The organism is Kitasatospora sp. NPDC023176 (assembly GCF_055560495.1).
Genome location: NZ_JBVHIP010000006.1, coordinates 146,354 through 167,027, shown reverse-complemented (window position 1 = coordinate 167,027; position 20,674 = coordinate 146,354). Strand labels below are relative to the sequence as shown.

Genomic DNA, 20,674 nt, shown 5'->3' with positions numbered 1-20,674 from the left:
GGGTCAGCTCTCACGGTCGGCCGGTGCCGGATCCGCGGACGCGGCGTCCAACAGCGCCCGCAGCAGTTCCTCGTCGTGCGGCAGCAGCGCGGTGACGAAGCTGGCGAGCACGGCGTCCCGGTCCGCCTCGCCGTCGAGCATCCGCCGCATCCGCAGCGCGGCCAGCCCGGCGGCGTCGGCCGAGGCCTGCCACAGGTACGAGCGGCCGGCGCGGCTCCGGGAGACGGCGTTCTTGGCGTGCAGCCGGGACAGGATGGTCATCACCGTGGTGTACGCCAGATCGCCCTCCAGGCGTTCCTGGACCCACCCCGCGGTGGCCGGGCCGGGCGCCCGCTGGAGCACTGCCAGCACCTGCGCCTCCAGCTCGCCCTGGCCGCGCCGTCGGGCCGGCGCGTCTCCGGACGCCGGGGCGTGCCTCTCGTCTGCCATGACGGCCCACTCCCTCCGGATGCCGCACCCCGGACCGACGCGGGGCGCGGGCTCATCCTAACGAGCGGAGGGCTCCTCCGGACGGCTCGGACCGAGGGTTCGGGGGCGTACGAGCTGGCCGGGGGCGTACGAGCGGGCCCGGGGTGTACGAGCGGGCCCGGGCCCTACACCCGGGCCCTACGCCCGGGCCCGCTGGGTGACCGCGATGCAGACCAGCACCACCGCCGCCGTCACCGGCGCGGCCACCGGCAGGTCCTCGCCCAGCAGCAGCACCGACCACACCAGCGTCAGCAGCGGCTGGGCGAGCTGCAGCTGACTCGCCCGCGGCACGCCGATCTCCGCCATCCCCCGGTACCAGAGCACGAACCCGGCGAACTGCGAGACCGCCGCGATGTACCCCAGCCCGGCCAGCGCCTTCGCGCCGGGGTGCACCGGCTCGACGGCCAGCCCGTACCCGGAGGTCAGCAGCATCACGGGCAGCGCGGCCACCACCGCCCAGGCGATCACCTGGGCGCCCGGGAGGTCCCGGGACAGCCGCCCGCCCTCCGCGTACCCGGCCGCGCAGACCAGCAGGCCGACGACCAGGTAGAGGTCGGCGACGGTCGGCCGGCCGTGGCTCTGCAGCAGCGTGAAGGCGAGCACGGCCACCGCCCCCACCAGCGCCGCCGCCCAGAACGCCCGGGACGGCCGGCGGCCGGTGCGCAGCGCCGCGATCACCGCCGTGGCCAGCGGCAGGACGCCGATGACCACCGCCGAGTGGGCGGTCGAGGAGGTCCGCAGGGCGAGCGTGGTGAGCAGCGGGAAGACCAGCACGCAGCCGGCCGAGACGACCACCAGCCCCGGCCAGTGCCGGCGCTTGGGCAGCGGGGCGGCGGAGGCCAGCAGGTAGAGACCGGCCAACACCCCGGCCAGGGCGCCGCGCAGCCCGGTCGAGGTCCACGGGCCGAAGCCGGTCAGGGACCACGCGGTGGCCGGGAAGCTGAGCGAGAAGGAGGCCACCCCGAGGGCGGCGAGGGCGGTGCCGGAGGCGGGCCCGCCGGGCCGGGGCGCTATCGCCGCAGAGCGGGTAGCGCTATCTTGTGCCGTCATGAACGAGCGTAGCAGCGTGGCCGAACTCGCCGAAAGCCTGCGGCGGGAGGTCGAGCGCTACCCGGAGGGTCGAAAGCTCCCCGCCAGCCGGGCGCTGATGGAACGCCACCAGGTCAGCCCGGTGACGGTCTCCCGCGCCATCGCGGTGCTGGTCGCCGAGGGACTGGTGGTCTCCCGGCCGGGCGCCGGGGTGTTCCGGGCGGCGGCCTTCGCGGCGGCCCCGGGCGCCCCGGCGGCCCCGGCCGCCCGGCCCGGCGACCTCTCCTGGCAGGAGGTCGCGCTCAGCGCCGGCTCCGGCCCGCGCGACCTGCTGGCCGCCCCGGTCTTCGCCACCCTCCGGGTGCCCCCGCCGGACGTCATCGACCTCAACAGCGGCTACCCGCACTCCTCGCTGCTGCCCGAACGGCTGCTCGCCGCCGCCCTCGCCCGGGCCGGCCGCCGCCCGGGCGCCTGGGACCGCCCGCCCACCGACGGCCTCACCGAGCTGCGCGGCTGGTTCGCCCGCGACATCGGCGGCCACGCCGGGCCGATCGGCGCCGGGGACGTCCTGATCACCTCCGGCGGGCAGGGCGGGCTCACCGTGGCGATGCGCTCGCTGGCCGCGCCGGGCTCGCCGGTGCTGGTCGAGTCGCCGACGTACTCGGGCATCCTCGCGGTGATCCGGGCCGCCGGGCTGCGGCCGGTGCCCGTCCCGATCGACGCCGACGGCGTGCGCACCGAGCTGCTGGCCGACGCCTTCGAGTCCACCCGGGCCCGGGTGTTCGTCTGCCAGCCGCTGTTCCAGAACCCCACCGGCGCGGTGCTCTCGCCCGCGCGCCGGGCGGAGGTGCTGCGGATCGCCCGGGCCGCCGGGGCCTTCGTGATCGAGGACGACTTCGCCCGGCTGCTCGTCCACGCGGACGCCCCGGCACTGCCGCGTCCGCTCGCCGCCGACGACCAGGACGGCGTGGTGGTGCACCTGCGCTCGCTCACCAAGGCCGCCTCCCCGAACCTGCGGGTCGGCGCCCTCACCGCACGCGGCCCGGCGCTCGCCCGGCTGCGGGCCACCCAGGTGGTGGACAGCTTCTTCGTGCCCCGGCCGCTCCAGGAGGCGACCCTGGAACTGGTCTCCGACCCCGCCTGGGCCCGCCACCTGCGCGCCCTCGGCGCCGAACTGCGCGACCGCCGCACCGCCGCCGTGGCCGCCCTGCACCGGGAACTGCCCGGCGTGCTCGGCGCCTACCGGCCCGGGGGCTACCACCTGTGGCTGCGCTTCCCGGACGGCACCGACGACGGCGCCCTCGCCGCCGCGGCGCTGCGCGCCGGCGTCCAGGTCACCCCCGGCCGGCCGTACCACGCCGCCGAGCCCCCGGCCCCGCACCTGCGGCTCAGCTACGCCGCCGCGGACGGCCCCGCCCAGGTCGCCGAGGGCATCCACCGCCTGCGGACGGCCTACCAGGAGTCGGCCGGGTAGGCCGAGCCGGTCCGCCCGCCACGGCCGGCCCCCGGCCCTGCACTACTGCCGGTACCCGGCCATCCGCTCCAGCCGGGCGATCCGCTCCGCCATCGGCGGGTGAGTGGAGAACAGCCGCGCGCCCGCCTCGCCCGGGCGGAACGGGCTGGCGATCATCAGGTGGCTCGCCGTCTGCAGCTGGGGCTCCGGCGGGAGCGGCAGCTGGCGGGTGCCGGCGTCGAGCTTGCGCAGGGCGCCGGCGAGGGCGAGCGGGTCGCCGGTGATCCGGGCGCCGTCCGCGTCGGCCTGGTACTCGCGGGAGCGGCTGACCGCCAGCTGGATCAGCCCGGCGGCGACCGGCCCGAGGATCATGATCGCGAGCATCCCGAACAGCCCGGGGCCGTCGTCGTCCTCGCTCCGGCCGAACGGGATCAGCCAGGCGAAGTTCACCAGGAACATCACCACCGAGGCCAGCGCCCCGGCCACGGAGGAGATCAGGATGTCCCGGTTGTAGACGTGGCTGAGCTCGTGCCCGAGCACGCCGCGCAGCTCGCGCTCGTCCAGGATCCGCAGGATGCCCTCGGTGCAGCAGACCGCGGCGTTGCGCGGGTTGCGGCCGGTGGCGAAGGCGTTCGGGGCCGGGGTCGGGGAGATGTAGAGGCGGGGCATCGGCTGGCGGGCCGAGGTGGAGAGCTCGCGCACGATCCGGTACAGCCCGGGTGCCTCGAACTCGCTGACCGGCCGGGCCCGCATGGCCCGCAGGGCGATCTTGTCGCTGTTCCAATAGGCGTAGGCGTTCGTCCCGAGGGCGACCAGCAGGGCGATCACGAAGCCGGTCCGACCGAAGAAACCGCCGATCACCAGGATCAGCGCCGAGAGGCCACCGAGCAGGACGGCGGTCCTCAGTCCGTTGTGCCGGCTGTGCACGTCAGGCCCTCCAGTGGTGCGGTGGGGAAGCCCTTTCTGCCTCGTCCCTCTTGCCCGCTCAACGGGCGGGGCCCGGGACCTTGTTCCCTTTTGACCGACGCGACACCCGGTCGGCGGCTCAGAACAGCGAGCCGCCGGCCACCTGGAGGACCAGCTGCGGGGCGACCGAGAGCACCACCGCGAGGGAGGCGGTGAGCCCCAGCGTGGCGGTCAGGCCGACCGGAAGCCGTCGCTCGGCGCCGTCCTCAGCCGCGGCCGCCGCGGCCGCCGCGTCGGCCGGGTCCGCCGGGGCGAACAGCCGGGCCGTCCACCGCAGGTAGTAGTACAGGGCGACGACCACGTTGACGGCCATCACCACGGCCAGCCAGCCGAGCCCGGCGTCCACCGCCGCGCGGAACACCACGACCTTGCCGAACAGGCCGATCACGCCCGGCGGCAGCCCGGCCAGGCAGAGCAGGAAGAAGGCCAGCGCGAGCGCCGTCCAGCGGTTGCGGGCGAACAGGCCGCGGAAGTCGTCCACCCTGATCCCGGCCCGGCGGCCGACGGCGGCGACCACCCCGAAGGCGCCGAGGTTGACCACGCCGTAGATCAGCGCGTACGCGGCGGTCGCGCCGAGCATGTCGGCGCCGGTGGGCGCGTAGCCGGCCGCGGCCAGCGGCACCAGCAGGTACCCGGCCTGGCCGACCGAGGACCAGGCCAGCAGCCGCACCGCGCTGTACCGGGTGTCGAAGCGCTGCCGCAGCGCGCCGACGTTGCCGACGGTCATGGTGACGGCGGCCAGCACGGCCAGCACCAGGCCCCAGGAGTGGGCGTACGGGCGGAACGCGATGGTGGTGGCGAGCGCGAGCCCGGACAGGCCCGCCGCCTTGCCGACCACCGAGAGGTAGCCGGCCACCGGCAGCGGGGCGCCGGTGTAGGTGTCGGGCAACCAGAAGTGGAACGGGACGGCGGCGACCTTGAAGGCGAAGCCGACCAAGGTCAGCACGGCCCCGGCCTCGGCCAGCGGCCGCAGCTGGCCGGGCGCGTGCTCCAGGCCCTGGGCGACGGCGCCGAGGTGCAGGCTCCCGCTGGCCGCGTAGACGAAGCCGATGCCCAGCAGCATCACGGCGGTCGCGGTCACCGAGGAGACGAAGAACTTGAACGCGGCCTCCGCGCCCCGCCCGTCCCGGCGCAGCGCGACCAGGGCGAAGGCGGGCAGCGAGGCGACCTCCAGGGCGATCACCATGGTGGCGAGGTCGCGGGAGGCGGGCAGCAGGGCGGCGCCGGTGGCGCTGGAGAGCAGCAGGAACCAGTACTCGCCGCGCGGCAGCTTCTCCCGGTCCACCGTCTGGGTCGACAGCAGCGCCGCGATCAGCGCGCCGCCGAGGGCGAGCAGCTGGAACACCAGGGCGAAGTGGTCGGCGACGTAGGAGCACCCGGCGGTGTCAGTGGCCCCTGCTACGTTCCGGAGGCAGAACGTCGCTCGGGGTGATCCCCCGGTGAGGGGAAGGAGTGCGATGAGGGCGAGGGCGAGTCCGGCCGCGGCGAGGCGGCCGAGCCACTGCTTGTGCCGCTCGGGCAGGAACAGGTCGGTGACCAGCACGGCGAGGGCAGCCACGGCGGCGATCAGCGGGGGCGCGATCGCCACCCAGTCCACGGACTGGATCAGGCTGCCCGGGTTGGCTACGGCGAGGGAGGTCACAGTGTGCTGCCCCGTGGAGTGAGGTCCGAGTGCGGCGGTGTGGGCTGCGAGCACGGTCAGCCACCCCCGAGGAGGTGCTTGACGGCGGGGTCGGAGAGCCCGAGCAGGAGGGCGGGCCAGAGGCCGGCCACCAGCGTGAGCGCGGCCAGCGGCGTCCAGCTGACGGCCTCGTACGGCCGCAGGTCGGGCACCTCGCCCACCGGCGCGGGCTGCGCGGGGTCGCCCATGCAGACGCGCTTGACCACGATCAGCAGGTACGCGGCGGTGAGGAGGGTGCCGAGGCCGGCCAGGACCATGTAGGTGACGAAGGCGGGGCGCGACAGGCCGGCGGCCGGGTCGAAGGCGCCGAACATGGCCAGCAGCTCGCCCCAGAAGCCGGCCAGGCCGGGCAGCCCGAGGCTGGCGACGGCGGCGAAGGCGAGCAGCGCGCCGATCCGGGGCGCCCGGCCGTACAGGGCCGCGCCGGTGGCGCCCGCGAGGGTGTCGAGGTCCGCCGTGCCGTAGCGGTCCTTGACGGCCCCGACCAGGAAGAACAGCAGACCGGTGATCAGACCGTGGGCGATGTTGGCGAACAGCGCGCCGTTGACGCCCACCGGGGTGAGGGAGGCGATGCCGAGCAGCACGAAGCCCATGTGGCCGACGGAGGAGTACGCGATCAGGCGCTTGAGGTCGCCCTTGGCTCCGGAGCGGGCCAGCGCCAGGCAGGCCAGCGAGCCGTAGACGATGCCGACGGCGGCGAAGGCGCCCAGGTAGGGGGCCAGCGTCGCGGTGCCGTCCGGCACGACCGGGAGGAGGACGCGGACCAGACCGTAGGTGCCCATCTTCAGCAGCACACCGGCGAGCAGCACCGAGCCGACCGTCGGGGCGGCGGTGTGCGCGTCGGGGAGCCAGCTGTGCAGCGGCCAGGCGGGGGCCTTGACCGCGAGCCCGACCATGATCGCCAGCGCGGCGGTCACCTGGGTGGTGTGGCTCAGGCCGTGGCCGTGCCCGGCGGCCAGCGCCTGCATGTCGAAGGTGCCGGCCTTGCTGCCGATCAGCAGGAAGCCGAGCAGCATCACGGCCGAGCCGAGCAGCGTGTAGAGGATGAACCGGTTGGCGGCCGGGGTCCTCGCGCCGCTCCCCCAGCGGGCGATCAGGAAGTACATCGGGATCAGCACGATCTCGAAGGCCAGGAAGAAGAGCAGGAGGTCCAGCACCGCGAAGGTGGCAAGCATGCCGACTTCGAGGAGGAGGAACAGCCCGACGAAGGCCTGCGCCGACGGGGCGTTCTCCCCGTCCGGCAGCCGCTTCTCCGAGTACAGCGCGCAGAGGAAGGTGAGCAGCGCGGTCAGCACGATCAGCGGCAGCGAGACGCCGTCCACGCCGAGGTGGAGGCGCACGTGCAGGGCCGGGATCCAGGACACGTCGGTGGTGGCCTGCATCCGGGCCGGCGAGTCGTGGTCGAAGCCGGCCGCGAGGGCGACGGAGAGCAGCAGCGCCGCGCCGGTGACCACGGAGTTCAGCCGTAGCGCCCGTCGGCCGGCGACGGCCCGGTCCGGTCCGAACACCGGTGCCATGGTGAGCGCGGCGCCGAACAGGGGCAGCGCCAGGAGGGCGATGAGGACCACGTTCATCGGAGGCTCCCAGCGACGGCGGCGAACGGAACAGGGGTGAAGGGAACGGAGGTGAAGGCAACGGGGGCGAACGGGACGGAGGCGGGGGGCGTCGGCACCGGCTACACCGCCACCAGGACGGCCAGCAGGACGACTCCGGCCAGCAGCGCGCTGAGGTAGGTCTGCGCGTTGCCGGTCTGCGCGAGCCGGACGGCCCGACCGAGCAGGTTGGCAGCGATCCCGCTGCCCTGCACATAGCCCTCGACGACCTCGCGGTCGAGGAAGCGGACCAGCCGGGCCGCGGCGGTCACCGGGCGGACGAACAGCAGGTGGTACAGCCGGTCGACGCCGAAGCCGTGCCGGGCCGGGCCGAACAGCGGGCCCAGCAGGGTGCGCCCGGGGTCGGCGACGATCACCTCGGCGGCCGGGGCACCGGGCTGCTCTGGCACCCTCCCCCAGCCTTCGGCCGGGGTGGGGCGGCCGGTGGCCACCCGTGCGCCGGCCGAGCGCCAGGCGCCGTACGCGGCGAGCACACCGACCACGGCGAGCCCGGTGCCGGTCACGGCGGTGACCCCGGTGGGGCGCAGCGAGCCGCCGTCCAGCAGGGCGGGCAGCCAGTCCGAACGCAGCCCGGCGACGCCGAGGCCCATGGTCGGGACGGCGAGCACCCAGAGCGGCCAGCGCATCGCGGGCGGCTCGGCGGTGGCCGGGTCGGCCTCGTCCGGCTCGGGCGAGTACGGCGCGTCGGCCTCGTGGTCGGCGGCCACCGCGCCCAGGTCGGCGGCGGGCAGCACCGCGGGTGCCGCCGCGGCCGCCCCGGCTGGGCTGTGGAAGGTGACCAGGAACACCCGGGTCGCGTACGCGCCGGTGAGCAGGGCGGTGAGCGCGGCCGAGATCAGCACGATCCACCCGGCGGCCTGCGGCACCGCCGAGGCCGGGCCGAGGCCGTTGGTCAGCGCCTCGCCGTTGGCGGCGTGCTCGGCGGCGGTCAGCACCGCCTCCTTGCTGAAGAAGCCGGAGAACGGGGGCAGCCCGGCCAGCGCGACCAGCGCGATGCCCATCGTCCAGTAGGCGTCCGGCACCCGCTTGCGCAGCCCCGGGATCCGGGACATCGCGGAGACCGAGTTGCTGTGCGCGGCGTGGATCACCACGCCGGCGGCCAGGAACAGCAGCGCCTTGAACGCGCCGTGGCTGACCAGGTGGAACACCGAGGCCTCCCGGTCGCCGCTGGCCAGCGCGCCGGCCATGTAGCCGAGCTGGCCGACGGTGGAGTAGGCGAGCACCCGTTTGAGGTCGTCCTGGGCGAGCGCGCAGAGCGCCGAGCCGATCATCGTCACGGCGGCCATCACCGCGAGCACGACCAGCGCCGCCCCCGACTGGAGGAACACCGGCATCAGCCGGGCCACCAGGTAGATGCCGGCCGCGACCATGGTGGCGGCGTGGATCAGCGCGGAGACCGGCGTCGGGCCGGCCATCGCGTCCGGGAGCCAGGTGTGCAGCGGGAACTGCGCGCTCTTGCCGGCCACGCCGGCGAGCAGCAGCAGCGCCGTCAGGGTCGGGTGGGCGAGCCTGCCCTCGCCCGCGGCCGCCAGCACGTCCGGGATCCGGAAGCTGCCGGCGTCCGCGCCGAGCAGGAAGATCCCGAACAGGAACGGCACGTCGCCGAGCTTGGTGACCAGGAAGGCCTTGAGCGAGGCCGAGCGGGCGTCGGCGGTCTCCCAGTGGTGGCCGATCAGGAAGTACGAGCAGACGCCCATGACCTCCCAGCCGACCAGCAGCACGATCAGGTCGCCCGAGTAGACGACCAGGAACATCGCCGCGGTGAACAGCGAGACCAGCGCCGCGTACGAGGGGTAGCGCGGATCCGACTTCAGGTAGGCGGTCGAGTAGACCTGCACACAGGTGGCGACCAGGCCGACCAGCACGGAGATCAGCGAGCTGAAGCCGTCCAGGTGGAGGGAGAGCGCGATGTCCGGGCCGCCGGTCGGGGTGAGCCGGGTGGCGGCGTCCAGGGTCTGGCCGGTGCCGAGCTGGAGGGCGACCACCAGGGCGAGCACGGCCGAGACGGCGACCGGGGCGATCGCCAGCGGCCGGGCCAGTGCGGGCGCCTTCTTGCCGACGGCCAGGGTCGCGGCGGCGCCGAGTGCGGGCAGCGCGGGGACGAGGGCGGGCAGGGCGAGGTTCATGCGGTGGCCCGGCCCTTCAGTGCCTCGGCTGCGACCGGCTGCTCCTCGGCGGGCGTGTGCGGCTCGGCCGGGTCGCCGAGCGCGGTGGCCCGGTCGATGTCCGCGGTGCCCCGGGCCCGGAACAGCAGCAGGACGATGGCGAGCCCCAGCCCGATCTCGGCGGCGGCGACGGTGATGGTGAACAGGGTGAGCGCCTGCCCGGCGTGCAGCGCGTCGCGCAGCCAGGCGTCGAAGGCGACCAGGTTGAGGTTGACGGCGTTGAGCATCAGCTCGACGGACATCAGCACCAGGACGGCGTTGCGCCGGGCGAGCACGCCGTACACGCCGACGCTGAACAGCAGCGCGGCGAGGACGACGGGGTAGGCGAGGTGCATCAGCTCTCCTCCTCCGGCACGGACGCCTCCGACGCGGACGACACGGGTACGGGGGGCTTGGGCGCGGTCGCGGCCACGGTCCCGTTCGACCCGACCGGCCGTCCGGCCCGCACCCGGCCCGCCCGGGGCGCCGGCACCCGGCGCTTGGAGCCGCGCGACAGCACGATCGCGCCGACCAGCGCCGCCAGCAGCAGCACGGACAGCGCCTCGAAGGGCAGCACCCAGTTACGGAACAGGCTGGCCCCGGTGACGGCGGCCGAACCGCCGCCGGCGCCGAGGTCGATCCAGGAGGTCCGGAAGGCGTCGACGACCAGCGTCACCAGCGTCCCGGCGGAGGCGAGCGCCACGGCCAGGGCGACCCAGCGGTTCTTGGAGTCGGCGTCCGGCGAGCGCCCGATCGGCGCCTTGGTGAGCATCAGCCCGAACAGCACCAGGACGATCACCGAGCCCAGGTAGATCAGCACCTGCACCCAGGCGATGAATTCGGCCGTGAGCAGCAGGAACTCCACCGCCAGCCCGCCGAGCGCGACCACCAGCCAGAGCGCGGCGTGCACCAGCTGCTTGGTGGTCACCGAGACGACCGCCGAGCCGAGCACCGCGATGCCGACCAGCAGGAAGACGATCTCCTGGCCGGTCGGGGACAGGAACGAACGGGCGGCCGGCTCCAGGGAACCGGTCGCCGCGAGAAGCGTGGCAGCGGCGGTCACGCGTCGTCACCCTTCTCGTCCGGGGTCACGGCGGCGGCCGCGGCCAGCTTGTCCGCCGCCTTGCGCGCGGCGGCGATCTCCTTGGGCTCCTCGGCCGCCGGATCCAGCGCCGGCGGCGCCGGGACGGTCCACATCCACTCGCGGAGCTTCTCCCGTTCGTGGGTCAGCTCGTGGATGTCGGTCTCCGCGTACTCGAACTCCGGCGACCAGAACAGCGCGTCGAAGGGGCACACCTCGATGCAGATCCCGCAGTACATGCAGAGCGAGAAGTCGATGGCGAACCGGTCCAGCACGTTGCGGGTGCGGGCCCGGGCGTTCGGGTCGGCGGCCGGCAGCGTCTCCTTGTGGGAGTCGATGTAGATGCACCAGTCCGGGCACTCGCGCGCGCAGAGCATGCACACCGTGCAGTTCTCCTCCAGCAGCGCGATGACGCCGCGCGAACGCGGCGGCAGCACCGGCTGCGTGTCGGGGTACTGCGCGGTGACGCTCTTCCTCGTCATCGTCCGCAGCGTCACAGCCAGGCCCTTGGCGAGCCCGGCACCGGGAAAACTCATGCGATCGCCACCTTGATGATGCCGGTGAGGGCCAGCTGGACGAGCGCGAGCGGGATCAGTACCAACCACGCGAAGCGCATCAGCTGGTCCTCGCGCAGGCGCGGGTAGGTGACCCGCAGCCAGATGACCACGAAGGCCAGCGCGAAGGTCTTGAGGATCATCCACAGCCAGCCGAGCTGGTCGGACATCGGCCCGTGCCAACCGCCGAGGAACAGCACCGCCGTCAGCGCCGACACCACCAGGATGCCCACGTACTCGGACAGCAGGAACAGCGCGAAGCGCAGCCCGGTGTACTCGGTGTACGCGCCGAAGATGATCTCCGAGTCGGCGACCGGCATGTCGAACGGCGGCCGCTGGAGCTCGGCCAGCCCGGCCGTGAAGAACACGAAGGCGCCGATGATCTGCCAGGGCAGCCAGTACCAGTGCCAGGCGTCCAGGATCCCGGGCAGCGACAGGGTGCCGGCGGCCATCGCCACCGAGGCCGCCGCGAGCACCATCGGCAGCTCGTACGACATCAGCTGCGCGGCCGTGCGCAGACCGCCGAGCAGCGAGAACTTGTTCGCCGAGGCCCAGCCGGCCATCAGCTTGCCGATCACCCCGACGCCCATCACGGCCAGCACGAAGAACAGCCCGGCGTCGATCGCCTGACCGACGAAGCCGTCCGGACCGACCGGGATCGCCAGCAGCACGAACAGGTACGGCAGCAGCGAGACGGCGGGCGCCAGCTGGAAGATCCGGCGGTCCGCCCCGGCCGGGACGATGTCCTCCTTCTGCGCGAACTTCACGCCGTCGGCGACGAGCTGCGCCCAGCCGTGGAAGCCGCCCGCGTACATCGGGCCGAGGCGGCCCTGCATGTGCGCCATCACCTTGTGCTCGGTCTGGCCGATGACCAGCGGGAAGACCAGGAAGACGACCAGGGTGGCGACGCACCGGAGCACCGTGTCGAGCAGGTTCACGCGCCGTCTCCGTCCTGGTCGGCCGCTCCGGCCGACGTCTCGTCCTTCGTCCCGCCCGGCTCCTTCTCGCCCGGCCCGCCCGGCTCGCTCGGCTCCTCCGGCTCGCCCGACGGCTTCTCGTCGTGGGCGGGCACCGGGTTGTGCCAGGGCGCGTCGGAGGACCGGGGCCGGGCCGGAGCCGCGGGCTCGGCCGTCGGCTCGGCGGCGGCGTCGTCGGCCGGCCGGCTGACCGACCCCTCGGACACCGACCGGGTCCGCCGCGGCCGGTCGGCCCGCACCGGCGGAGCACCCTCGGCAGCAGAGGCAGCAGAGGCGGCCGGGGCAGCAGGGGTCTCAGGAGTGGCAGGCGTCTCGGCGCCCGCCTGGCTCGCCGACCCCTCGGACACCGACCGGGTCCGCCGCGGCCGGTCCGCCCGCACCGGCGGAGCACCCTCGGCAGCCGGGGCACTGGCGGCACCGGCAGCGGCAGCGCCAGCACCGGCCCGGGGCGTGCGCGCCGCCGCCCCGGCCGCCCGCGCACCGCGCGCGGGCCGCTCGGCGACCGGCGGCAGGGTGCCCTTGAGCGGGCCCCACTCGTTCGGGTCCGGCACACCGGCCGGCTGCATCTTGCGCCGGGCGGGCCCGTCGCCGTGGTCCGACTCGCCCGGCTCCTTGGCGCCCGGCCAGGCCTTGGCGACCCGCGCCGCGAGCACGAACTCCTTGCGCAGCGGGTGCCCCTCGAAGCCGTCCGGCAGCAGCAGGGTGGCCGGGTACGGGTGCCCGGGGAAGTCGATGCCGAACATCTCGTGGGTCTCGCGCTCGTGCCAGGCCGCCCCGGCGTACACCGTGACGGCGCTCGGCAGCGCGGCCCTGTCGCGCGGCACCCGGGTGCGCAGCGCGAGGTGCCGTACGCCCGGTGCCTCGGCGGCGGCCAGGTGCGCGACCACGGAGAAGCCCTCGGCGAGTTCGTCCACGGCGCTCAGCCAGTCGAAGTAGCGCAGGCCCAGGACGTCCCGGGCATGGGTGAGCGCCTCGGTCCAGCGCTCGGCGGGCACGTCGACGGTGATCAGCCCGTACGCCTCGGCGCCGGTCGCCCACTCCCCGACCGACGCCGCGTACTGCTCCGCCGTGAGCGTCTCGACAGGTGGCTCGCTGCGCTCGCTCACGACACTCCTCCATCGGTGGCAGGCCCCGCCACCAGCGGCCGGCGCAGCGCCGCGGCGGGCGCGGTGTAGCGGCCGGGCAGCGACTCGGCGGCGATCTTCTCCTGCAGCTTGAGGATGCCCTGGAGCAGCGCCTCCGGCCGGGGCGGGCAGCCGGGCACGTAGACGTCGACCGGGATGATCTGGTCCACGCCCTTGGTGACGGAGTAGGAGTCCCAGTAGGGCCCGCCGGAGTTGGAGCAGGCGCCGAAGGAGATGACGTACTTCGGCTCGGGCATCTGCTCGTAGAGGCGCTTGACGGCGGGCGCCATCTTGTCGGTGACCGTCCCGGAGACGATCATCAGGTCCGCCTGGCGGGGACCGGGCGCGAACGGGATGACGCCCATCCGGATGAAGTCGTGTTTGGCCATGGACGCGGCGATGAACTCGATCGCGCAGCAGGCCAGGCCGAAGTTGAAGCACCAGAGGCTGTAGCGGCGCCCCCAGTTGAGCACCACCTTGACCGGGTCGGGCGCGAGCCGGGCGAGCGGGCCGATGCCTCGGCGCTCGACGGCGCCGGGGCGGGCCGGGTCCGGCAGGCCGAGCGGGACGGGGCCGTCCTGGGCGCCGTGCGCGTGGGTGTGGGTCATGTCCATTCCAGAACGCCCTTTCTCCAAGCGTAGAGCAGTCCGACCGCGAGGAAGCCGATGAAGAGGAACATCTCGATCAGCGTTGCCGCACCGTACCCGGCCGTGGCGAAGACGGTTGCCCACGGGAACAGGTAGATCGCGTCGACCGCGAAGATCACGTACAGGAAGGCGTACACGTAGTAGCGGACCTGGGTGTGCGCCCAGTCCTCGCCCACCGGGTCGACCCCGCACTCGTAGGTGAGGAGCTTCTCGGGCGAGTACACCACCGGCCGCAGCAGGCGGTTGGCGGTGAACGCCACGGCCACGAAGAGCACCCCGATGACGGCCAGCAGGCCCATCGCGGCGTACGCGTCGAAGTAGCCGCTGCCGACCGCCGGGTCGGCAGCGACGGCAGCCGCCTGCTGGCCCTCCATGCCTTCGCCTCCACCTCGGCCGCGGACCCCGCCCTCGGGTCGGTTCCACGACGTTCACTCACACGGTCTTAACCATGGCCAATGCGTGAGTCTAAGGGGACGCCTCGACTCCTCCCGAAACCCGCCCGCTCCGCAAGACGTCCGGTGGACACCCGGACGAACCCCGGGAGGCCCCGCCGGGGGTGGGGTTAACCCCCGCTCGGGAAGATGTATCACCCCCATGGCACATCCCCGCCCCGGTTCGGGATGCTGGGGTCCGCCAGCTCGAACGAGGGACGGATGATCCGATGAAGCTGCACCGCCGCGCCGTCGACGCCATCAAGGAGCAGGACGCTCGGATGGAGCGCCCGCCGCTGTACGGCGCGCGGATGTGGCGTCAGGTCGGACAGCTGATGCTGAACCTCCCGCTGGGCATCGCCGGCTTCGTGCTGTCGGTCACCGCGCTCTCGGTCGGCCTCGGCCTGTCCATCACGGTGATCGGCCTGCCGGTGCTGGCCGCCGGGCTGGCCGGCTCCCGCGCCCTGGGCGCCCTGGGCCGCCGCCGGGCCCGCTCGGCGTACGGCTCCCGGATCGACGAGCCCCAGCCGGTGCAGCCGCGCCGCCCGGGCATGGTCGGCTACACCATCGCCCACCTCACCGACCTGCTGAACTGGCGGTCGGCGCTCTACAACGTGCTGATGCTGCCCTGGGGCATCCTGAGCTTCACCCTGGCCCTGACCTCGGTGATCGCACTGTGGCCGGTGCTTCCCGTGATCGTGCGGGCGATGGCCGCGGCCGACCGGATCCTGATCGAGTCGCTGCTCTTCCCCGGCGCGCTGGCCGAACGGGTGCGCGAGCTGGAGGACGACCGCGGCACCGTGGTCGACACCGCCGCCGCCGACCTGCGCCGGATCGAGCGCGACCTGCACGACGGCGCCCAGGCCCGCCTGGTGGCGCTGGCGATGGACCTCGGCATGGCCAAGGAGCGGCTGCGCGAGGTGGAGAGCCAGGACGACATCGCGGTCGCCACCCGGATGGTCGACAACGCGCACGGCGAGGTGAAGCTGGCCCTGCAGGAACTGCGCGACCTGGCCCGCGGCATCCACCCGGCGGTGCTCACCGACCGCGGCCTGGACGCGGCGCTGTCCGCGGTCGCGGCCCGCTGCACCGTCCCGGGCGGGGTCAGGGTGAACGTCGACCTGGCCGGGCCGGACGGCGAGCCCGAGCGCCCGGACTCGGCGGTCGAGGGCATCGCCTACTTCACCGTCAGCGAGCTGCTGACCAACGTCTCCAAGCACGCGGGCGCCGGCACCGCCTCGGTCGACGTCTGGCGCTCGGACAACCAGCTGATGGTGCTGGTCCAGGACGACGGCAAGGGCGGGGCCGCCGCCTACCCGGGCAGCGGCCTGGCCGGGCTGGCCGAGCGGATCCGGGCGGTGGACGGGGTGTTCCTGGTGGAGAGCCCGGACGGCGGCCCGACCACCGTCACCATCGAGCTGCCCTGGCGCACCCGCACCGCCCGCCGCTGAGCCCCGGAGGCGTGAAAGGGCGCCGGGCCCTCGTCGAGGCAGTGGACGAGGACCCGGCGCCGGTCCGGCGCGGCGGCTGGCCCGCGGCACCCTTGCGCGGTGTGCGGGCCGGTCGGCGCGCCGGGGCTCGGGAGGGCTAGGAGGTGCTCTCCAGTGTGCCGAGGGTGACGTCGGCGGTCTTGCCGTTGCCGTCCCTGGTGTAGGTGACGGTGACCTTGGTGCCCGGGGTGAGCGAGGCCAGCGCGGTGGTGAGCGCGTTCAGCGAGTCGACCGCGCTGTCGCCGATCTTGGTGATGACGTCACCGGCCTGGAGCCCCGCCGAGGCGGCCGGACCGCCCTGGCTGACCGTCACGATGACCGCGCCGGCCGGCTGGAACTGCTGGTTGAAGCTGGTCCGGGCGGTGATGCCGAGCGCGGCCCGGCCGGAGTTGGTGACCTTGCCCTGTTTGATCAGCTGGTCGGTGATGCTGGTGATGGTGGACGCCGGGATGGCGAAGCCGATGCCGGGGGCGGCCGCGCCGTTGGTCTGCGGCTCGGTCGCGGCGAGGGTGTTGATGCCGATCACCTGGCTGTCCAGGTTGACCAGCGCGCCGCCGCTGTTGCCCGGGTTGATCGCGGCCGAGGTCTGCACCATGTTGCCGATGGTGGCGCCCGGCGAGCTGCCGCCGCGGGGCTCGGAGACGGTCCGCCCGGTGGCCGAGACGATGCCCTGGGTGACGCTGCCGGAGAGTCCGAGCGGGCTGCCCATGGCGAGGGTGATCTGGCCGAGCTGGACCTTGCCGGAGTCGCCGAAGCTGGCCGGCTTGAGGCCGCCCGGCGAGTTGCTGAGCTTGATCACCGCGAGGTCGGAGTCCGGGTAGCTGGCGACCAGGGTGGCGTCCAGCGACTTGGTGGAGTTGGCCAGCGTGACGGTGAAGGTGGTCGCGGTGCCGACCACGTGGGCGTTGGTGACGATGTCGCCCTTGTCGTCGTAGACGATCCCGGAGCCGAGGCTGTCGCCGGTGGTGATCTGGACCACCGAGGGCAGCACGTCGGCGATCACCTTCTGGTAGGCGTCCTGGAGCTGGTTCTCCCCGCCCGGCTGGGCGCCGGGGGCGGAGGAGGCCTGCTTGGTGCCGGAGGAGCCGACCGACGGCGAGGAGGCCTGGGCGGAGGACGAGGAGGACGAACTGCTGCACCCGGCCAGCGCCAGCGCGAGCGCCGTCACCGCCGCGACCGCGTCCGGCGCGACCAGCCGCCGGTGCGCCGCCCTGGGGCCGGTCGGCCGGGGGCCGGCCGGCAGCGGGCGGTTGTGTTCCTTCGTTCGGCTCACCTGGCTGCCTCCGATTCGTCCCCACGCCGAAGGCGCGGGCATGAGAACACGGGAATCTTTGTCAGCATTTCACCGATTTGTCCGTTTTGCTGACTCGACTCGCCCGCGGCCGGTGCCCGAAATCGAACGCCCAGGGCCCGTCTTCGAACCCCCGCCTCCGGGGGGACGACGGGAGTTCGAAGACGGACCCTAGGATTGCCGCATGACTTGGTTGATCACCGGCGGTGCCGGATACATCGGTGGGCACGTCGTCCGCCAGCTGCTCGACGCCGGTGAGCGCGTCGCCATCCTGGACGACCTGAGCACCGGCGACGCCTCCCGGGTGCCGGCCGGCGTCCCGCTGATCGAGGGCTCCACCCTGGACCGCGCCGTCCTGGACGCCGCGATCCGCGAGCACGGCATCGAGGGCATCCTGCACTTCGCCGCCAAGAAGCAGGTCGGCGAGTCGGTCGAGCAGCCGTTCCTGTACTACCGGGAGAACATGATCGGCCTGCAGACGGTCCTGGAGGCCGCGGCCGAGGGCGGCGTCAAGCGCTTCCTGTTCTCCTCCTCCGCCGCCGTCTACGGCATGCCGGACGTCGACCTGGTCACCGAGTCCACCCCCTGCGCGCCGATGAGCCCGTACGGCGAGACCAAGCTGGCCGGCGAGTGGCTGGTCGCCGCGGCCGGCAAGGCCCACGGGATGTCCACCGTCGCCCTGCGCTACTTCAACGTGGCCGGCGCCGCCTCCCCCGAGCTCTCCGACACCGGGGTGTTCAACCTGATCCCGATGGTCTTCGAGCGGCTGACCGCCGGCGAGGCCCCGCGGATCTTCGGCGACGACTACGCGACCCCGGACGGCAGCTGCGTCCGCGACTTCATCCACGTCTCCGACATCGCCTCGGCCCACGTGGCCGCCGCCAAGCGGCTGGCCGCCGACCCGGCCGGGGAGACCTCGCTGGTGCTGAACATCGGCCGCGGCGAGGGCGTCAGCGTCAAGGAGATGATCGAGGTCATCGGCAAGGTCACCGGCTACGACATGACCGCCGACGTGACCCCCCGCCGCCCCGGCGACCCGGCCCGGGTGGTGGCCGCCGCCGACCTGATCCACCGCGAGCTGGGCTGGAGCGCCTCCCACGACGTGGCGGACATGGTCTCCTCCGCGTGGGACGGCTGGTGCAGCCGCCACCCCGGGGCCCGCAAGGCCTGAGCCAACCCCTTCCGGCGGTGTCCGCCCCGCTCTCAGCGGGCGGGCACCGCCGTGCCGTAGAAGGCGTCCAGCGCGTACACGCAGCGGTCCTTGGAGCCCACGAAGACCCGCCCGCCGACCGCCACCGGGGAGCCGGTGAGCTCGCCCTTGGTGCCCAGCTCCCAGCGCAGCTGACCGGTCGCCAGGTCCAGGGTGTGCAGCGAGTGGTCCCGGCTGCCCAGGTGCACCAGGCCGTCGGCCACCGCCGGGGAGCCGACGATCTCGCCGCGCGCCGTGTAGCGCCAGCGCTCCCGGCCGGTCGCCGCCTCGAAGGCGTACAGCACCTCTCCACTGCCCACCAGCACCATGCCGTCCCCGACCACCACCGGCTCGGCGCCCTGCCGGCTGCCGGTGACCCCGCGCCAGCGGTCCAGGCCGGTGGCCGCGTCCAGCGCGTAGACCGTGCCCAGGTAGTCGGCCACGTAGACCGCGTCGCCGTCCAGCGCCGGCGGGGTGAACAGCACCACCGGGGCGTCGAAGCGCCAGCGTTCCGCCCCGCTGGCCGCGTCCAGCGCGTACACCCGGGTGCCGGCCGTCACGTACAGCACGCCGCCGCGCTCGACCGGGTGCGCGGGGACGTCCTCGCCGACCTGGAAGGACCAGCGCAGCCCGGCGCCGCGCGGATCCACGCAGCGCAGCCGTCCGGCGCCGTAGTAGTAGGCCGCGCCGGCCACCAGGACCGGGCCGGACTGGGGGTTCTCGTAGTCCTGCTGGGCGTCGTCGGCGCGCCACAGCTCGGCACCGGTGGCGGCCGCGCGCAGCTGGACGCCGCCGCCGCGCACACCGCAGCAGAGCACGCCGTCGGCGGCGGAGAGCGAGTAGACCCAGCCGTCCAGCGAGGTGCGCCAGCGCTCGGTGCCGTCCGCGACGTCCACGGTGTACAGGTGGGGGCCGTCGGCGGCGTGCACCCGGCCGGCGTCCACGGCGAGCGCCCAGGCGACGTCCCGGGTCTTGTAGCGGCGCTCGCCGGAGGCGATGTCCAGCGCGTGCACCTCGAAGCTGGAGACGAAGAGCGTGCCGTCGGCGACCACCGGGGTGCCCCAGACGTCGTTGGACATCCGGAACCGCCAGGGGCGCCAGCGGGCGGCCGAGGCCGGAGCCGGGGAGTGCATCGGGGCCGGGACCGGGGCCGGCGGCGGGGTCGGGGCCGCGCGGCGGACCCAGTCGGTGGTGGCCGGGGCGGTGCCCGGACCGGGCTGCTCGTGCTCGGCCCGCGGCCCCGGGCCTATCCGCACCGAGGCACCGGACAGCTGCACCTCGACGGCCATCCCGCCGGTGGGCGCGCGGTGCTTGTTCTTGGACGGGATCTTCGTGGTCGGGATCCCGTCGTCCGGGCCCCCGGGGCGCGAGCCGACGTGCACCGGCCCGGCCGGCGGCGCGTGCCCGGCCCCCGGGTAGGTGCGCGGGTCGTCCGCGCCGGGGCGCCGGGGCGGCACCGGCGGCTGCGGCGGCGGCGGGCCCTGGGGGTGCGCCGGCTGCCGCGGCTCGACCGGGCCGGAGTGCGGGCGGGGCGCCGCGCTCGGGCGGCGGCCGCGCTTGCCCTCGATCAGCTCCAGCGCGTTCGCGGGCAGCCAGTCGCCGACCTCGCCGCCGGCGTCGTCCCGGGAGAACAGGTGCGGGGCCAGCTCCGCCTGGATCTGCGCGGGGGTGGGCCGGCGCTCCGGCGCCTGCTGCATGCAGGCCCGGACCAGGTCCATCAGCTCGGGCGCCATGCCGGTCAGGTCCGGCTCCTCGCGCAGCAGCTGGAACACCGTCTCCACCGGGTTGATGCCGCGGAACGGCGGGTGCCCGGTGGCGCAGAAGACCATCAGCGAGCCGAGCGAGAAGACGTCGCTGGCCCCCCGGACGGTACGGCTGTCCCGGGCCTGCTCCGGGGACATGTAGGCGGGGGTGCCGACCGCGACGTTGGTCATGGTCAGCCGGGTGCTGGAGACCCCGGCCGCGATGCCGAAGTCGATCACCTTGGGGCCGTCCTCGACCACCAGGACGTTGGAGGGCTTGAGGTCGCGGTGGACCAGCCCGGCCGCGTGGATGGACTGCAGCGCCTCGGCGATGCCGGCCACCAGCCAGCGGGTGGCGTCCACCGGCAGCGGGCCGCACTCCTCGACAAGGTCCTCCAGTGAGGGCGCCGGGATGTACGCGGTGGCCAGCCAGGGCACCCGGGCGTCGGCATCGGCGTCCACCACGGCCGCGGTGTAGAAGCCGCCGACCGTCTTGGCCGCCGCGATCTCGCGGGCGAAGCGGACCCGGAACAGCTCGTCCTCGGCCAACTCCCCCCGGACGGTCTTGATGGCCACCCGGCGCCCGGAGGCGGAGCGCGCCAGGTAGACCAGCCCCATCCCACCCGCGCCGAGCCGCCCCAGCACCTCGAAGGGCCCGATCCGCCTCGGATCGTGCGCCGTCAGCTGGTCCACTCCGCAGCCACCTCCCCGTTGTCCGCACCCGCCGCGTGGTGCCGGACCCGATTCTCCAATGCCGCCCGGCGCATCTCCAACCTCCCCCACCGGGAGACGGC

General features: G+C 74.3%; 18 protein-coding genes. 3 read left to right on the top strand and 15 right to left on the bottom strand.

Annotated elements, in window-relative coordinates; translation table 11 throughout:
• Positions 1 to 3 precede the first annotated feature (3 nt).
• Together ACZ3YL_RS11880 and ACZ3YL_RS11875 are read right to left on the bottom strand one after the other, a co-directional pair.
• Positions 4 to 429, bottom strand: coding sequence for a BlaI/MecI/CopY family transcriptional regulator (locus ACZ3YL_RS11880; RefSeq protein ID WP_188307970.1), 426 nt, complete (start codon positions 427 to 429; stop codon positions 4 to 6).
• A gap of 177 nt (positions 430 to 606) precedes the next feature.
• Entirely contained in the window at positions 607 to 1,518 is a 912-nt protein-coding gene (locus ACZ3YL_RS11875; RefSeq protein ID WP_465656873.1) for a DMT family transporter, read from the bottom strand.
• Here ACZ3YL_RS11875 and ACZ3YL_RS11870 point away from each other — a divergent pair.
• Entirely contained in the window at positions 1,517 to 2,971 is a 1,455-nt protein-coding gene (locus tag ACZ3YL_RS11870) for an aminotransferase-like domain-containing protein (RefSeq protein ID WP_465656871.1), read from the top strand. The genes ACZ3YL_RS11875 and ACZ3YL_RS11870 overlap by 2 nt on opposite strands.
• Before the next feature lie 42 nt (positions 2,972 to 3,013).
• On the opposite strand, the gene htpX is transcribed toward ACZ3YL_RS11870, so the two are convergent.
• The 11 genes from htpX to ACZ3YL_RS11815 form a co-directional block, all read right to left on the bottom strand.
• Entirely contained in the window at positions 3,014 to 3,877 is an 864-nt protein-coding gene (gene htpX / locus ACZ3YL_RS11865) for a zinc metalloprotease HtpX (RefSeq protein WP_188306064.1), read from the bottom strand.
• A gap of 118 nt (positions 3,878 to 3,995) precedes the next feature.
• Complete coding sequence (locus ACZ3YL_RS11860) at positions 3,996 to 5,558, bottom strand: NADH-quinone oxidoreductase subunit N (protein ID WP_188306063.1); 1,563 nt, start codon at positions 5,556 to 5,558, stop codon at positions 3,996 to 3,998.
• Between the two features lie 56 nt (positions 5,559 to 5,614).
• Positions 5,615 to 7,171: a complex I subunit 4 family protein gene (locus ACZ3YL_RS11855; protein WP_465656869.1), complete on the bottom strand. Its 1,557-nt coding sequence runs from the start codon at positions 7,169 to 7,171 to the stop codon at positions 5,615 to 5,617.
• Between the two features lie 101 nt (positions 7,172 to 7,272).
• Complete coding sequence (locus tag ACZ3YL_RS11850; protein WP_465656867.1) at positions 7,273 to 9,336, bottom strand: NADH-quinone oxidoreductase subunit 5 family protein; 2,064 nt, start codon at positions 9,334 to 9,336, stop codon at positions 7,273 to 7,275.
• A complete protein-coding gene (gene nuoK, locus ACZ3YL_RS11845) occupies positions 9,333 to 9,710 on the bottom strand; it encodes an NADH-quinone oxidoreductase subunit NuoK (protein WP_188306060.1) in 378 nt (125 codons plus the stop codon). Before nuoK ends, ACZ3YL_RS11850 begins: the two co-directional genes overlap by 4 nt.
• Positions 9,710 to 10,417: an NADH-quinone oxidoreductase subunit J family protein gene (locus ACZ3YL_RS11840; protein WP_188306059.1), complete on the bottom strand. Its 708-nt coding sequence runs from the start codon at positions 10,415 to 10,417 to the stop codon at positions 9,710 to 9,712. The genes nuoK and ACZ3YL_RS11840 overlap by 1 nt, the downstream gene beginning before the upstream one ends.
• A complete protein-coding gene (locus ACZ3YL_RS11835) occupies positions 10,414 to 10,971 on the bottom strand; it encodes a NuoI/complex I 23 kDa subunit family protein (protein ID WP_465656864.1) in 558 nt (185 codons plus the stop codon). The genes ACZ3YL_RS11840 and ACZ3YL_RS11835 overlap by 4 nt, the downstream gene beginning before the upstream one ends.
• On the bottom strand, positions 10,968 to 11,927 hold the full coding sequence (nuoH, locus tag ACZ3YL_RS11830) for an NADH-quinone oxidoreductase subunit NuoH (protein WP_411292987.1): 960 nt from the start codon (positions 11,925 to 11,927) through the stop codon (positions 10,968 to 10,970). The genes ACZ3YL_RS11835 and nuoH overlap by 4 nt, the downstream gene beginning before the upstream one ends.
• Complete coding sequence (locus ACZ3YL_RS11825; protein WP_465656862.1) at positions 11,924 to 13,072, bottom strand: NADH-quinone oxidoreductase subunit C; 1,149 nt, start codon at positions 13,070 to 13,072, stop codon at positions 11,924 to 11,926. The genes nuoH and ACZ3YL_RS11825 overlap by 4 nt, the downstream gene beginning before the upstream one ends.
• On the bottom strand, positions 13,069 to 13,704 hold the full coding sequence (locus ACZ3YL_RS11820) for an NADH-quinone oxidoreductase subunit B (RefSeq protein WP_188306894.1): 636 nt from the start codon (positions 13,702 to 13,704) through the stop codon (positions 13,069 to 13,071). The genes ACZ3YL_RS11825 and ACZ3YL_RS11820 overlap by 4 nt, the downstream gene beginning before the upstream one ends.
• Positions 13,695 to 14,111 carry an NADH-quinone oxidoreductase subunit A gene (locus tag ACZ3YL_RS11815; protein ID WP_188306895.1) on the bottom strand — a complete coding sequence of 139 codons (417 nt, stop codon included), beginning with the start codon at positions 14,109 to 14,111 and terminating at the stop codon, positions 13,695 to 13,697. The genes ACZ3YL_RS11820 and ACZ3YL_RS11815 overlap by 10 nt, the downstream gene beginning before the upstream one ends.
• Positions 14,112 to 14,449: 338 nt before the next feature.
• On the opposite strand from ACZ3YL_RS11815, the gene ACZ3YL_RS11810 reads away from it, so the two are divergent.
• Entirely contained in the window at positions 14,450 to 15,619 is a 1,170-nt protein-coding gene (locus ACZ3YL_RS11810; RefSeq protein ID WP_465657009.1) for a sensor histidine kinase, read from the top strand.
• A 136-nt stretch (positions 15,620 to 15,755) separates the two neighbouring features.
• On the opposite strand, the gene ACZ3YL_RS11805 is transcribed toward ACZ3YL_RS11810, so the two are convergent.
• Positions 15,756 to 16,853, bottom strand: a complete 1,098-nt coding sequence (locus tag ACZ3YL_RS11805; protein ID WP_465657007.1) for a S1C family serine protease — start codon at positions 16,851 to 16,853, stop codon at positions 15,756 to 15,758.
• A gap of 280 nt (positions 16,854 to 17,133) precedes the next feature.
• On the opposite strand from ACZ3YL_RS11805, the gene galE reads away from it, so the two are divergent.
• On the top strand, positions 17,134 to 18,120 hold the full coding sequence (gene galE, locus ACZ3YL_RS11800; protein WP_188306897.1) for a UDP-glucose 4-epimerase GalE: 987 nt from the start codon (positions 17,134 to 17,136) through the stop codon (positions 18,118 to 18,120).
• Positions 18,121 to 18,152: 32 nt separating this feature from the next.
• Here the strand turns inward: galE and ACZ3YL_RS11795 are convergent, their stop codons facing one another.
• Positions 18,153 to 20,573 (bottom strand): outer membrane protein assembly factor BamB family protein, encoded by a 2,421-nt coding sequence (locus ACZ3YL_RS11795; protein WP_465656858.1) that lies wholly within the window; start codon positions 20,571 to 20,573, stop codon positions 18,153 to 18,155.
• Between the last annotated feature and the right edge of the window lie 101 nt (positions 20,574 to 20,674).

Coding starts and splice junctions, on each gene's coding strand:
- ACZ3YL_RS11820 (WP_188306894.1), bottom strand. CDS start 13,704: ATGGACATGACCCACACCCACGCGCACGGCGCCCAGGACGGCCCCGTC.
- ACZ3YL_RS11870 (WP_465656871.1), top strand. CDS start 1,517: ATGAACGAGCGTAGCAGCGTGGCCGAACTCGCCGAAAGCCTGCGGCGG.
- ACZ3YL_RS11810 (WP_465657009.1), top strand. CDS start 14,450: ATGGAGCGCCCGCCGCTGTACGGCGCGCGGATGTGGCGTCAGGTCGGA.
- ACZ3YL_RS11850 (WP_465656867.1), bottom strand. CDS start 9,336: ATGAACCTCGCCCTGCCCGCCCTCGTCCCCGCGCTGCCCGCACTCGGC.
- nuoK (WP_188306060.1), bottom strand. CDS start 9,710: ATGCACCTCGCCTACCCCGTCGTCCTCGCCGCGCTGCTGTTCAGCGTC.
- ACZ3YL_RS11880 (WP_188307970.1), bottom strand. CDS start 429: ATGGCAGACGAGAGGCACGCCCCGGCGTCCGGAGACGCGCCGGCCCGA.
- ACZ3YL_RS11835 (WP_465656864.1), bottom strand. CDS start 10,971: ATGAGTTTTCCCGGTGCCGGGCTCGCCAAGGGCCTGGCTGTGACGCTG.
- galE (WP_188306897.1), top strand. CDS start 17,134: ATGACTTGGTTGATCACCGGCGGTGCCGGATACATCGGTGGGCACGTC.
- ACZ3YL_RS11855 (WP_465656869.1), bottom strand. CDS start 7,171: ATGAACGTGGTCCTCATCGCCCTCCTGGCGCTGCCCCTGTTCGGCGCC.
- ACZ3YL_RS11875 (WP_465656873.1), bottom strand. CDS start 1,518: ATGACGGCACAAGATAGCGCTACCCGCTCTGCGGCGATAGCGCCCCGG.
- ACZ3YL_RS11815 (WP_188306895.1), bottom strand. CDS start 14,111: ATGGAGGGCCAGCAGGCGGCTGCCGTCGCTGCCGACCCGGCGGTCGGC.